This window comes from Micromonospora sp. WMMD987 (assembly GCF_029581435.1).
GTDB lineage: Bacteria > Actinomycetota > Actinomycetes > Mycobacteriales > Micromonosporaceae > Micromonospora > Micromonospora rifamycinica.
The window spans coordinates 5,065,678-5,078,752 of sequence record NZ_CP120861.1 but is presented as its reverse complement, the minus strand read 5'-3'; the positions used below and the strand labels follow the sequence as shown (position 1 = coordinate 5,078,752).

8 protein-coding genes and 1 pseudogene are annotated in these 13,075 nt (G+C 73.6%); 6 read left to right on the top strand and 3 right to left on the bottom strand.

The annotated features are described in order from the left end of the window. Positions 1-228: 228 nt before the first annotated feature. From O7612_RS21300 to O7612_RS21290, 3 genes are all read left to right on the top strand, one after another. Positions 229-594, top strand: a complete 366-nt coding sequence (locus O7612_RS21300; RefSeq protein WP_282266870.1) for a YciI family protein — start codon at positions 229-231, stop codon at positions 592-594. A gap of 259 nt (positions 595-853) precedes the next feature. Continuing rightward, positions 854-2,302 (top strand): pyruvate kinase, encoded by a 1,449-nt coding sequence (gene pyk / locus O7612_RS21295; protein WP_282266868.1) that lies wholly within the window; start codon positions 854-856, stop codon positions 2,300-2,302. Positions 2,303-2,368: 66 nt separating this feature from the next. After that, entirely contained in the window at positions 2,369-3,253 is an 885-nt protein-coding gene (locus O7612_RS21290) for an acyl-CoA thioesterase II (protein WP_282266867.1), read from the top strand. Between the two features lie 126 nt (positions 3,254-3,379). On the opposite strand, the gene O7612_RS21285 is transcribed toward O7612_RS21290, so the two are convergent. Together O7612_RS21285 and O7612_RS21280 are read right to left on the bottom strand one after the other, a co-directional pair. Continuing rightward, positions 3,380-5,146, bottom strand: a complete 1,767-nt coding sequence (locus O7612_RS21285; protein WP_282266865.1) for an extracellular solute-binding protein — start codon at positions 5,144-5,146, stop codon at positions 3,380-3,382. A gap of 30 nt (positions 5,147-5,176) precedes the next feature. Beyond that, the gene (locus tag O7612_RS21280; RefSeq protein WP_282266863.1) at positions 5,177-6,721 is read right to left on the bottom strand and encodes a serine/threonine-protein kinase; all 1,545 of its coding nucleotides are present in this window, start codon (positions 6,719-6,721) and stop codon (positions 5,177-5,179) included. A gap of 216 nt (positions 6,722-6,937) precedes the next feature. On the opposite strand from O7612_RS21280, the gene O7612_RS21275 reads away from it, so the two are divergent. Continuing rightward, the gene (locus O7612_RS21275; RefSeq protein ID WP_282266861.1) at positions 6,938-7,408 is read left to right on the top strand and encodes an Rrf2 family transcriptional regulator; all 471 of its coding nucleotides are present in this window, start codon (positions 6,938-6,940) and stop codon (positions 7,406-7,408) included. Between the two features lie 314 nt (positions 7,409-7,722). Then, a pseudogene (locus O7612_RS21270) lies at positions 7,723-8,601 on the top strand (sulfite exporter TauE/SafE family protein); the annotation flags it as partial. 395 nt (positions 8,602-8,996) lie between these two features. Here the strand turns inward: O7612_RS21270 and O7612_RS21265 are convergent. Continuing rightward, positions 8,997-10,433: a pyridoxal-dependent decarboxylase gene (locus tag O7612_RS21265; protein WP_282266859.1), complete on the bottom strand. Its 1,437-nt coding sequence runs from the start codon at positions 10,431-10,433 to the stop codon at positions 8,997-8,999. Between the two features lie 212 nt (positions 10,434-10,645). Here O7612_RS21265 and O7612_RS21260 point away from each other — a divergent pair, with 212 nt between their 5' ends. After that, entirely contained in the window at positions 10,646-12,928 is a 2,283-nt protein-coding gene (locus O7612_RS21260) for a cellulose binding domain-containing protein (protein ID WP_282266857.1), read from the top strand. The last annotated feature ends 147 nt before the right edge of the window (positions 12,929-13,075 follow it).

Below are 13,075 nucleotides of genomic sequence, written 5' to 3'. Positions count from 1 at the left end.
CGAGCCCTTTCCCATCAGTCGGACCGTACCAGCGTGCGCCGATGCCCACCCCGGTCGATCCCCGGGCAGTTGCCCCGACCAGCCGCCGGGGGCGGCCGGCTCGTGGGACGCTGGCCGGGTCCGGGGGAGCACGGCGGGTCCGGGGGAGCAGGGCGGGTCCGGCACCGTCGGGTCGCCCCGGGCGGGTCGACGACCGGCGCGGTGGGGCGCCGACGCGCAGGGGGAGCCATGACGGGTACGCCGCAGCTGGACTTCGCGCTCGACACGTACGAGTGCATCGTGCTCTATCCCGGCCCGGCCGGTCGGGTGCTGCCGCCGGAGACCGTGCAGCGGCTCCAGGCCGAACACACCGCGCACATGTGGGCGCTGCAACGGCGGGGCCTGGTGCTGGTGGCCGGGTCGATCGACGGTCCGGCCCGGGAGCCCGCCCCGCCGATCGGCATCGGCCTGGCCCGCACCGGTTCGGTCGACGACGTACGCAGCGTGATGGAGGCCGACCCGGCGGTGCAGGCCGGGCTCTACACGGTCGACGTGCTGACCTTCCTGTGCCCGGCCGGCTCGTTGGAGTTCCCGCTGGTCAAGACCGGCAGTTAGCGGCCCGTGGAGACACGTGACGGGCGGCGGGCGCCGACCGGGCCGGTGTCGGGGCGGACGAGCCCGGGAGCGCGCGGACGACGATGGCCCCCGGGCGGTACGATTCCCGGCGCGCGGTCGCCGATGCCCGCGCCGCTCCGACGTCTCCGGCGTGGCCCGCGTCCCGCCGGCCACGCGGCCACCCCGCGCGTCGTCGGACCCTGTTCCTCAGTCCGCAAGGGGTCGGCCCGCAGGTCGACCCGGAGGAGAGACTAGCCTGATGGGCGTGACACGCCGCGCGAAGATCGTCTGCACTCTTGGCCCTGCCACCTCGTCCCCGGAGCGGCTCCGGGGACTGATCGAGGCGGGCATGAACGTGGCCAGGCTGAACTTCAGCCACGGCAGTCACGCCGATCACGAGTCGGTGTACCGCATGGTCCGCGAGGCCGCCGAGGCGGTCGGCGTGCCGGTCGCCATCCTGGCCGACCTCCAGGGTCCGAAGATCCGGCTCGGCCGGTTCGCCGACGGGCCGCACGAGTGGCGTACCGGAGACTCGGTGGTGATCACCGGGGACGACATCCTCGGCACCCGGGACCGGGTCTCCTGCACCTACCGCAAGCTGCCCCAGGAGGTGAAGCCGGGCGACCGGCTGCTGATCGACGACGGCCGGGTCGCCGTCGAGGTCAACGACGTCACCGGCAACGACATCCGGTGCCTGGTCACCGAGGGCGGCCCGGTCTCCAACAACAAGGGCGTCTCGCTGCCGAACGTGGCGGTCAGCGTCCCGGCGATGTCGGACAAGGACGCCGAGGACCTGCGCTTCGCGCTCGGCCTGGGCGTCGACCTGATCGCGCTCTCCTTCGTCCGCACCGCGGAGGACATCAAGCTCGTCCACGGCATCATGGACGAGGAGGGGGTCCGCCGTCCGGTGCTGGCCAAGGTCGAGAAGCCCGAGGCGGTCGACCACCTGGAGGCGATCGTGCTCGCCTTCGACGGTGTCATGGTGGCCCGTGGCGACCTCGGCGTGGAGATGCCGCTCGACCAGGTGCCGCTGGTGCAGAAGCGGGCCGTGCAGCTCTGCCGGGAGAACGCCAAGCCGGTCATCGTGGCCACCCAGATGCTCGACTCCATGATCGAGAATTCCCGGCCGACCCGGGCCGAGGCCTCCGACGTGGCCAACGCGGTGCTCGACGGCGCGGACGCGGTGATGCTCTCCGGCGAGACCAGCGTCGGTAAGTACCCGGTGCTCACCGTCAGCACCATGGCCAAGATCATCACGACCACCGAGGCCGGCTCGATCGGGGTGCCCCGGCTCCAGCACGACCCGCGTACCCACGGCGGCGCGCTCACCGTGGCCGCCTCCTCGATCGCCCGCGCCATCGGGGCGAAGGCGCTGGTGGCCTTCTCGCAGACCGGCGACACCGTCAAGCGGCTCAGCCGGCTGCACTGCGACCTGCCGCTGCTGGCCTTCACCCCGGTCCCCGAGGTGCGCAGCCAGCTCGCGCTCTGCTGGGGCGTGGAGACCTTCCTGATGCCGTTCGTGCAGCACACCGACGACATGTTCCGCCAGGTCGACCAGGCGCTGCTCGGCCTCAACCAGGCGACGCCCGGCGACTATGTGGTGATCGTCGCCGGCAGCCCGCCCGGCACCCCGGGCTCCACCAACACGCTGCGCGTGCACCAGCTCGGTTCCCTGGTCGACGCGGCCTCCGCCCGGGCACTCCAGTGAGCACCCCGGTACGGCTGACAGAGCCCGGCCCGTGAGCACGTCGGCGCGGCGGGCCGGGACAGCGCGGTGAACGGGCGTCCGGCGGCGACCGGCCAGGCCGCGGTCGACCAGCTCCTCGAGGTCCTCGACCTCGACCACACCGGCGAGATGACCTTCCGGGGGATGAGCCCCCGGGTCGGTCCGCAGCGGGTGTTCGGGGGGCAGGTCGCCGGCCAGGCACTGGTCGCCGCCGGGCGCACCGTCGCCCCGGAGCGGTTCGTGCACTCGTTGCACGGCTACTTCGTCCGTCCCGGCGACCCGGCCGAGCCGATCGACTACCAGGTGGAGAACATCCGGGACGGGCGCTCCTTCTCGGTGCGCCGCTCCGTGGCGTTGCAGCACGACAAGCCGATCTTCTTCATGTCGGCCTCGTTCCAGCGGCAGGAGCAGGCCCTGGAACACCAGGCCCCCACCCCGCCGGACGTGCCCGGCCCGGACGACGTGCCGACCATGTCCGACCGGCTGGCCCGCTACCCGGAACGGCTCGGCATCTGGGGGCAGATCCCCCGCCCGATCGACGTCCGTTACGTCGGCGAACCGGGCTGGGTGCGGCCCGGTGACCGGCCGGCCGACCCGCACCAGCGGGTCTGGATGCGCATCGACGGCAAGCTGCCCGACGATCCACTGCTGCACGCCTGCGCCCTCACCTACGCCTCCGACCTGACCCTGCTCGACTCGGTCCTGTCGGTGCACGGCGAGGTCTGGGGGCCGGGCGGCCTGGACGGGGCGAGCCTCGACCACGCGCTGTGGTTCCACCGGTCGTTCCGGGCCGACGAGTGGTTCCTCTACGACTGCTGGAGCCCGTCGGCCTCCGGCGCGCGGGGTCTGGCCACCGGCCGGATGTTCACCGCCGACGGCCGGCACATCGCCAGCGCCGTCCAGGAGGGCCTGCTCCGGCGCGTCGGCGACTGACCGAAGTCCCGGCCGGTGCGGCCCCGCCGGCCGTGCGGCTGACGGTCGCCCCCGACCCCCCGCCCCCGACCCCGCCGACCTCCCGGCCGACGGTCGGCCCCGGCCCGCCCGGTGGCCGGGGTACGGTCAGAAGCTGCTGACCACCTTGACCAGCGCGTCGTCGATGGTGGCCGGATCCTTCGCGTCGAACGCCTTGCCGGCCGACGCCTTGGCGATCCGGTCCAGGGCGGCCAGGTCCGAGTCCTGGTCGAAGGCCACGCAGAAGACCTTGACCGGCTTCTTCGGGTCCAGTGCGATGTCCCGGAGCAGCCGGTCCAGGTCACTGTCCTTCTGGTACTCGTTCTTGCCGTCGGTGAGCACGACCACCGCGTTGATCCGTTTCGGGTCGTAGCTGTCGAGCATGGTGCGGTGCGCCGCGCGGACCGTCGCGTACAACGCGGTGTTGCCGCCGATACGCAGGCCGGTGAGCTTGCGGTTGAACGTGTCCCGGTTCAGCGGCGCCAGCCGGACCTCCTCGCTGTAGGGCCGCTTCGTCCGTTGCGGGGTCTCGCTGGAGAACGACCAGAGCGCCACCTGGTCGGCGGAGTTCAGCAGCCCGATCGCCTTGCTCGCCGCGTCGGTCGCCGCCTGGAACCGGGTCTGGTCGCCGACGCTGGCCTTCATTGAGCCGGAGGTGTCCACGGCGAGCAGGATGTTCGCCTTCTTGCGCAGGGTGTCCCACCCGCCCAGGATCGCGCCGACCACCTCCGGCGTGGGCGGGTCGAAGTAGGTGAGCCGGTCACCGCCCGGCCCGGCCACCGTGGCCAGCAGCGACTCGGCGGGCCGGCGCTCGTCGTCCCGGAAGCCCAGGGCGGCGAAGCTGCGCTGCTGCGGACCGTCGCGCAGGAAGGCGAGGAAGTCCTCGGCGGCCTCCCGTTGCGCCGGGTCGGCCGAGGGCAGCACCACGTACGGGTGGTCCAGGTTGAAGGTGCCCTCCTGGGGATGCACCGCCACCAGCGGAACCCGGGGCTTGCTGCCGTTCGGGCTGAGCTGGCCCTGGTTGTAGAGGTAGACCAGCTCCTCCTGGAGGACGATCGCGCTCATGTCGGTCGCCGGGGTGTCCCCGGTGGCGGCGGCGTCGGCCTCGGCCAGGCTGCGCAGCAGGTCCACCGAGTCGTCGCTGTAGTGCGAGACGTTCGCCTCGATCCGCCGGACGAACTGGGTCACCGCGGGTTGGGCGAGGTCCTCGCTGGTCAGGTCGCTGGCCCGGTTGACCGCCGCGTAGTAGGTGGCGATGGTGGCGGCCAGGCCCGAGGTGGACAGGTGCGGGTTGTCCTTGCCGAAGGTGAACCGGCCCCACTCGGGTTTGCCGAACGCCGCCCAACCGGTGTCGCCGGACAGGCCGAGGACGTCGGCCCAGCCGAGCGGGCCGCGCTGCTGCACCAGCTCACCCTTGTCCCTGGGCATGGCGATGACCAGGGGACTGTTGGCGATCGACGGGTACTGCCCGGGGGTCTGCGGGGGGCGGCCCGCCGCCGAGTCCAGCAGGCGTAGCTGCCCGGTCCACAGTGACGAGGTGGGCAGCCACACCTGCGGTTCGGCGACCTGCGGCTGGGTGAGTGACCAGCCACCCGCCAACGCCTCCATCGCCTCGCCCGAGTTGAGGCCGTGCACGGTCACCTGTGCGCACCGCCCGCCGAAGCGCCGGTCGGCCGCGTTGTAGCGGTCGGCGAGCTGGGCGACCAGCGTGCTCTTCTCAGTGGAGGAACTGACCTCCAGCGGCACGCAGTCGGTCCGGTCCGTGCCGGGGGCGGGCCGGACGTACAGGTACGCCGCGGCGATCACCGCGAGCCCCGCGACGACGGCGGCCGTGTACGGCAGCCATGACCGGGCGGGACGCTCACCGGTGGCCATCGGCTCCTCCAGGGGTTCGTTCGTCGTGGATCAGGCGTCGGTACGGGGTGCCGGCCCGCCCGGCCCGGTGGTCGCGGCCGGCGGACCGTCCGGGGCCGCGGACGGGGGGAGCGCGGCGGCGACCAGCAGACGGACACCGTAGACCACGACGAGGGTGACGGAGCCGACGGCGGCGGCGGTGCCCACGGCCGTCGTGGCGACGTACCCGGCGGCGGTGCCCAACGCGCCGAGGAAGATGGCGGTCGACACCCCCCACGGGTCGGCCCACTGGCGGCGCAGCCGCCGCCCGAAGCTGTCCCGGCCCGTCGACGGGGTGACGGCCGGGGCCGGTCGACCCGGGTGATCCGGGGCGGGGACGGCCGTCCGCCCGCCGGGAGGTGTCGCCGCCCCGGCCGGGTCCGGCCCGGCTGTCGCCGGTCCGGTGGGGGTGGGCCAGGCCGTCGCTGGTGAGGTCGGGGTCGGCCCGGCTGTCGCCGTTCCGGTCGGGCCGTGCCAGGCCGTCGCTGGTGAGGTCGGAGTGGGCCAGGCCGTCGCCGGTGGGGCCGTCGCCGGGTCGGGTGGTGCCGGGTCGGTCGGTGCCGGCAGGACGGTCGACATGGTCGGCCACGGGTCGACCGCCGCGGGGACCGGGCCGTCGGGTGCGGCCGGGGCTACCGGCGGGGACACCGGAGCGACGGTGGACAGGGTCCGGGGCAGTTGCTGGGTGGCGGCCGCGTCGGTGCCGGCCCGGAGCACCGATTGCAGCGGCACGGCGGTGCCCGGGTGGGTGTCCCGGCCGAGCAGGCGGAGCAGCACCTCCTGGGCGGTCGGCCGCACCCGGTGGTCCTTGTCCAGACACTGCCCGATCAGGACGGCCAGCGGCCCGGAGAGCCCGGTCAGCTCCGGCGGGTCGTGCAGGACCCGGTGCATCACCGCCGCGACCGGACCGGTGCGGAACGGGGGCTGTCCGCCGGCCGCGAAGGCGATGGTCCCCGCCCAGGCGAACACGTCGCTGGCCGGTCCGACCTCGTCGTCCCGGAACCGTTCCGGGGCCATGTAGGGGGCGGTGCCCATGATGCGGTCGGTCATCGTCTCGGTGACGTCCAGCGCGCGGGCGATGCCGAAGTCGATCACACGTGGGCCGTCCGCCCCGAGGATCACGTTGTCCGGCTTCAGGTCGCAGTGCACCACGTCGGACTGGTGGATCGCGGCCAGCGCGGTGGCGGTGCCCACGGCCAGCCGGTGCAGCGCGTTGCCGCTGATCGGACCCTGCTCGCGGACGTGCCGTTGCAGGGTGACGCCCTCGATGAACTCGCTGACCACGTACGGCAGGTCGCCGTCCACGTCGGCGAAGAGGATCTGCGCGGTGCAGAACGGCGCGACCCGGCGGGCGGCGGCGATCTCCTTGGCGAACTGGGACTTCGCCTTCGGGTGCTGGCGCAGGTCCACGTTGATGACCTTGACCGCGACCCATCGGCCCTGGTCGTCCCGGCCCAGGTAGACCACGCCCTGCCCGCCCGAGCCGAGCCGGCCGACCAGCTCGTACGGGCCGGCCTGGCGCGGATCCCGCGTGGTCAGCGGTGTCACGTCCGGCATCGCTGTCGCTGCCCCTATCGGCCGGTGCTCCGGTGCGCTGGTGCGTCGTGGATCGGCGACCCTGCCGGACGACAGGGGTATGGTGCCACGTCCGTGCCACCGTTGGCACCGCCCGGCCGTCGGCCGGGACGGCGCGGCGGTCGTCCGCTGCGCCGCTCGTCCGTTCGGTGGAGGGTGGCGACCCGGCCGGCCGGGTCGCCGACTAACCTTGCGGCCATGCGTCTCTCCGCTCGGGTCGACTATGCCCTCCGTGCGGCCGCCGAGCTGGCCTCGGTCGCCGACGGCGCGGACGCCGGGCGGTCGCGGCCCGTCACCGCCGAGCAGATCGCCCGGGCACAGGACATTCCGCCGAAGTTCCTGGAGAGCATCCTGCTCCAGCTGCGCCGGGGTGGCATCGTGCACGCGCAGCGCGGCCCGGAGGGGGGCTACTGGCTGGCCCGGCCGGCGGCGGAGATCTCCCTCGCCGAGGTGATCCGGGTGATCGACGGCCCGCTGGCGCACGTCCGGGGGCAGCGCCCCGAGCAGCTCGGCTACCACGGCGCGGCGCGGGCGTTGCAGGACGTCTGGATCGCGCTGCGGGCCAGTGAGCGGGAGATCCTGGAGCAGGTCACCGTCGCCGACGTGGCGGCCGGGGTGCTGCCGGGGCGGATCAACGAGCTGGCCGCCGACCCGCGCGCCTGGAGCTGAGCGCCGGGAGCCGACCCGCGCGCCTGGAGCTGAGCGCCGGGAGCCGTCCCGCGCGCCTGGATCTGAGCGTCGGGAGCCGTCCCGCGCGCTGGGAGCCGGGTGCCCGGAGCCGTCCCGCGCGCCGGGAGGGTCGGTCAGGTGGCCCGCCGGGAATCGGTGCTGGTGCGGGGCCGCCGTCCGGCGGGCCGACCGCCGGCTCCGACCGGCGTGGTCACCGGCGCGTCCCATCCACCGATCAGGGGGTTGACCCACGCGCCGTCATGCCGCATTGTCGACCAAGTTGATAGGAGATGCCGAGAAGTTCGGAGGGGTACGTGCGCAAGCTACTGGTGCTCGCCCTGGTGGGCCTGGCCGCGCAACTCGTCGACGGTGCCCTCGGCATGGCGTACGGGCTGACCTCGTCCACCCTGCTGCTCTTCGTCGGCGTCGCCCCGGCCGCCGCCTCGGCGTCGGTGCACCTCGCCGAGATCGGCACCACCCTCGCCGCCGGTGTCGCACACTGGCGGTTCGGCAACGTCGACTGGCGGGTGGTCACCCGGATCGCCCTGCCCGGCGCGATCGGCGCATTCGTCGGGGCCACCTTCCTCAGCTCCATCTCCACCGAGAACGCCGCCCCGTGGATGGCCGGCATCCTGTTCACCCTCGGGGCGTACCTGCTGGTGCGCTTCTCCCGGCCGCTGCGTCAGCGAACCGGTGCCGGGCGGCTGCGCGGCCGGTTCCTCGGCCCCCTCGGGCTGGTCGCCGGCTTCGTCGACGCCACCGGCGGCGGCGGCTGGGGTCCGGTGGCCACCCCCGCGCTGCTGGTGTCCGGCCGGATGGAGCCGCGCAAGGTGATCGGCTCGGTGGACACCGCCGAGTTCGTGGTCGCCGGCGCGGCCAGCATCGGTTTCCTGATCGGCCTCGGCAGTGAGGGCTTCCTGCTGCCCACCGTCGCGGCGCTGCTGATCGGTGGCCTGATCGCCGCACCGGTGGCCGCCTGGCTGGTCCGGATCGTCCCCGCCCAGCTGCTGGGCGCCACCATCGGCGGGGTGATCGTGCTGACCAACGCCCGGATCCTGCTCAACGCGGGGGACGCCGGGTCGACCACCCGCCCGGTGGTCTACGCGCTGCTGGCCGTGGGCTGGCTGGTCGCCCTGGTGCTGGCCGTCCGCGCGCTGCGCCGGACCCGCCACGCCCGCGCCATCGTCGACGCCCACGCCACCGGTGTCGAGGTAGGGGCCGACGCGGACGCGCCCACCACCGATGCCGGTGGACGCGGTGGCCCAGCGGCCCACGGTGCCGCCGAGGTCCGCGACGGAGCCGAGGTCCGCGACGGAGCGGAGGTCCGCGACGGAGCGGAGGTCCGCACGGGAGCCGACGGCCGTGCCGCCGAGGCGGCACCGGTTCCGGTCGGCTCCGCGCCGGGCACGCCCCCCGAAGTGCTGGCCGTGGCCGAGCGCTGACCCCGACCGGGTACGTCGCCGCCCTCGCCCCCGGTCCCGGCCCCACTCCCGCCCTGTCCGGTCCCGGCCCCGTCCCCACTCCCGCCCCGTCCGGTCCCGGCTCAGTCCCGGTCCGGTCCCCGGCCGCGCTCAGGCCCGGTCCCGGCTCAGTTCCCGGCCAGGATGTCGGTGGCGGCGGCCGACAGCAGGTCCCAGGCCCGGTCCACGTGCTCCGGCCGGGTCAGCGGTGAACCGACGGCCAGCCGCAGGGTGTACCGGCCGTCGACCCTGGTGTGGGTCAGGTGCACCTGCCCGCTGTCGTTGACCCGGGCCAGCAGCGCCGCGCTCGCCTCGTCGCCGGCCCGCAACCGGAACGTGACCAGCGAGAACGGGTGCGGGGCGGCCAGCGCGAACCGGTCGTCGGCGCGTACCCGGGTGGCGAACCCGTCGGCCAGGGCGATCCCGGAACGCAGGTGCGCCCGCAGCCCCTCGACGCCGTACCAGCGCAGCACGAACCAGAGCTTGAGCGCCCGGAACCGGCGGCCCAGCGGGACCTGCCAGTCCCGGTAGTCGATCACCGCGCCGGATTCGCTGGCGGCGTTGCGCAGGAACTCCGGCATGACGGTCAGCGCCTCGATCAGCTCGCTCCGGTCGGCCACCCAGAAGGCGTCGCAGTCGAAGCCGGTGAGCAGCCACTTGTGCGGGTCGAAGCAGTACGAGTCGGCGTACTCGACGCCGGCGTGCGACCAGCGCAGCTCGGGGCAGATCGCCGCCGCCCCGGCGTACGCGGCGTCGACGTGCAGCCAGACACCGTACTCGGCGCAGATCGCGCCGATCTCCGGCAGCGGGTCGACGGCGGTGGTGGAGGTGGTGCCGATCGTGGCCACCACGATCGCCGGCACCTCCCCGGCGGCCAGGTCCGCCGCGATCGCCGCGCGCAACGCCGCCGGCCGCATCGCCTGGCTCTCCGGGTCCACCTCGATCGTCCGCACGCCCTGCCCGCCGAGGCCGGCGATCCGGGCCGCCTTCTCGATCGACGAGTGCCCGTGCGTCGAGGTGTACGCCCGGTACCGGCGGTCGACGCCCACCTCCCGCCACCGTCCCCTGCTGGCCCGGTGCAGGGCGGCCAGGGTGGCGACCAGCGTCGCCGAGGAGGCCGAGTCCTGGATGACCCCGCCGCCGGGGCCGGTGGAGCGGAACGACGCCGGCAGGTCCATCAGGTCGACCAGCCAGTCCAGCACCACCGTCTCCAGTTCGGTGCCGGCCGGGTTGGTGGCCCAGAGCATGCCCTGGCTGCCGAGGCCCGAGCTGACCAGGTCGGCCAGCACGCTGGGGCCGCTGGTGTTGGCCGGGAAGTAGCCGAAGAAGCCGGGGTGCTGCCAGTGGGTGACCCGGGGCACGATGATCTCGTCCAGGTCGGCCAGCATCGCCGCGACCGGCTCGCCGCGCGAGGGCGGGGCGGTGGGCAGGGCGGCGGTGACCGTGCCGGGCGGATCCTGGGTGGTCACCGGCCGCTGGTCCAGCGTCCGCCAGTAGTCGGCGATCCAGTCGACCACGGCGTAACCGGCGCGGCGGAACTCCTCGGGGTCCATGTGCTCAGCCATGGGCCGAGTCGATCAGGTGGGCCGCCGGGGAGCAAGGGCGGCTCCGGCTTGTGCTGTCGGAAAGCGTTGTCCTACGATCCAGCTGCGCGGAGTCTAACTATGGACGTCGATGTGAGGCGTCCCGTCTCCACCGTCGACGCGGGCGCATTCTCCCGCCGGCTTGGGCAGGCCGGCGTCACCGCCCTGCGCTGACCTCTGTGAAAGGCGTTCCCGTGCACCTGAGTCCCACCCGTCGGCGAGCCGCGTTGCTCGCCGCCGCCGCGGCCACCACCCTCACCGCCGGCACCCTCACCACCGTGACGGCCTCGGCCGCCGCCGCCGGCTGCCGGGTCGACTACAAGATCAGCAGTCAGTGGGGCGGCGGCTTCGGCGCCGACGTCACCGTCACCAATCTCGGCGATCCGCTCAACGGGTGGACGCTGACCTGGTCCTACACCGCCGGCCAGCAGGTGACCCAGGCGTGGAACGCCACGGTCACCCAGTCCGGCGCGCAGGTCAGCGCCAGGGACGCCGGCTACAACGCCGCCCTCGGCACCAACGGCGCGGCGAACTTCGGCTTCAACGCCTCGTGGAACAACTCCAGCAACCCGGTGCCGGCGAGCTTCGCCCTCAACGGCACGACCTGCACCGGCGACACCGGGCCGACCACCGCGCCGCCGACCACCCCGCCGACCACCCCGCCGCCGACGACCCCGCCCCCCACCACGCCACCCCCGACGACCCCACCGCCGACCGACCCGCCGGCCGGGGCGAAGCAGCTGGAGGATCTCGATCGCGGGCTGGTCAGCGTCCGCTCCGGCAACGGCAACCTGGTCTCCTGGCGACTGCTCGGCACCGAGACCTCCGGGGTGTCGTTCAACCTCTACCGGGGCTCCACCAAGGTCAACGCCACGCCGCTCACCGGTGCCACCAACTACCTCGACAGTGGGGCGGCGGCCGGCTCGGCGTACACCGTGCGGGCCGTGGTGAACGGTGCCGAGCAGGCGGCGTCCGCGCCAGCGCTCCAGTTCACCAACGGCTACCTGGACGTGCCGATCCAGCCGCCGGCCGGTGGCACCACCCCGAGCGGGGAGGCGTACAGCTACTCGGCCAACGACGCGAGCGTCGGTGACCTCGACGGCGACGGCGACTACGAGATCGTGCTCAAGTGGGATCCGTCCAACGCCAAGGACAACAGCCAGTCCGGCTACACCGGCAACGTCTACGTCGACGCGTACACCCTGACCGGCAGCCGGTTGTGGCGCATCGACCTGGGTCGCAACATCCGGGCCGGGGCCCACTACACCCAGTTCCAGGTGTACGACTACGACGGCGACGGCCGGGCCGAGGTGGCGATGAAGACCGCCGACGGCACCCGGTCCGGCACCGGTCAGCTGATCGGCTCGTCGTCGGCGGACTACCGCAACTCCAGCGGCTACGTGCTGTCCGGCCCGGAGTACCTGACCATGTTCAACGGGCAGACCGGCGCGATCGCCTCCACCGTCAACTACGACCCGCCGCGCGGCACCGTCTCCTCCTGGGGCGACTCGTACGGCAACCGGGTCGACCGGTTCCTCGCCGGCACCGCCTACCTGGACGGTCAGCGGCCGTCGCTGATCATGGCGCGGGGCTACTACACCCGGGCGGTCGTCGCCGCCTGGGACTTCCGTAACGGCGCGCTGACCAAGCGGTGGACGTTCGACTCCAACGCCTCCGGCAACTCCGCCGCCGCCGGTCAGGGCAACCACCAGCTCTCGGTGGCCGACGTCGACGCCGACGGCCGGCAGGAGATCGTCTACGGCGCGGCCACCATCGACGACAACGGCCGGCTGCTCTACTCCACCGGCAACGGTCACGGTGACGCCCTGCACGTCGGTGACCTGGACCCGGGCCGGGCCGGCCTGGAGGTCTTCAAGGTCGACGAGGACGCCAGCAAGCCCAGCTCGTACTTCGCCGACGCGCGGACCGGTCAGATCATCTGGCGGACCGCGGCCAGCGGCGACAACGGCCGGGGCGTCTCGGCGGACGTCTGGGCCGGCAGCCCGGGTGCCGAGTCGTGGTCGGCGGCGGTCGACGGGCTGGCCAACACCCGGGGGCAGAACGTCGGCCGCAAGCCGTCGTCGGCGAACTTCCTCGCCTGGTGGGACGGCGACCCGGTCCGCGAACTCCTCGACGCTACCAAGATCGACAAATACGGCACCGGCGGCGAGACCCGGCTGCTCACCGGCAGCGACGTGGCCGCCAACAACGGCACCAAGTCGACCCCGGCGCTCTCCGGCGACATCCTCGGCGACTGGCGCGAGGAGGTGATCTGGCGCACCAGCGACAGCCGGGCGCTGCGGATCTACAGCACCCCGACCCAGACCGGTACCCGGATCTACACGCTGATGCACGACCCGCAGTACCGGGCGGCGATCGCCTGGCAGAACACCGCCTACAACCAGCCGCCGCACCCGGGGTTCTTCATCGGTGACGGCATGTCCACCCCGCCCACGCCCAACATCTACCTGCGCTGACCGCGCGGGCTCCGACGCTGACCGGGGCCGCAAACGCAGGCACCGGGTCGCCAGCCGCGGAATCCGCTCAGCTGGCGACCCGGTGCACCACACCGCAGCACCCCCGACCCGTCCCGACCGGGAGTGCCGTACCACCACCGGTCATAA